Consider the following 551-nt stretch of genomic DNA (forward strand, 5'->3'; position numbering starts at 1 on the left):
CCCTTCGGCTTTGCCTCGGGCGGGCGAACCCCCTCCGTTTTTTCCCTTGCCTCCCTCTCTCCCGCTGCTCCGCGCGAGCTCGGGAGCAGGAGCGGGGCTCCTGCCCCTTCGGGCACGAGACCGCACGCGGAGAAAGAAAGGGCTAGACCATGAAACGGATTGCTTACCTGCTGGACCCCGAAACCACGATCTTTCGGGCCGTCGAGCTTCCGGCCGGAATCAGCTTCAAACCCATCTATGACCTGATCGGGTGCCGCTTGATCGAGGTCGTGCGCTTTGATGAACGGCATTCCCTATTCGCTGACGAGGAAGGCTTGCACGACGGCTTGACCGCCTTCACCATCTTCGAAGGATACCCGCAGCCGCTGGCCGGCAAACTCGTTCTCGTCGGCGGTGACGGAAGCGAACCCCACCACTCTCCCCTGATCAGCCTTGAAGACGCTTCGGCGCATTTCAAATGTTGCCGTCCCGTACTGGACCCGGTGTTTGCGACCCAGGACGAGATGACGGTGGGGGGGCTGATCATTTCAGGCGCATTGATGGGCTTGCAG

Annotated in this window: 1 protein-coding gene; it reads left to right on the forward strand. The window is 61.7% G+C overall.

Going from position 1 to position 551, the window contains the following annotated elements:
• Positions 1–149 precede the first annotated feature (149 nt).
• Positions 150–551 (forward strand): protein psiB (locus tag EN780_RS37060; protein WP_128276633.1); only part of this gene is annotated, 402 nt, incomplete at its 3' end.

Source organism: Mesorhizobium sp. M4B.F.Ca.ET.089.01.1.1 (assembly GCF_004022605.1).
Taxonomy (GTDB): Bacteria; Pseudomonadota; Alphaproteobacteria; order Rhizobiales; family Rhizobiaceae; genus Mesorhizobium; species Mesorhizobium abyssinicae.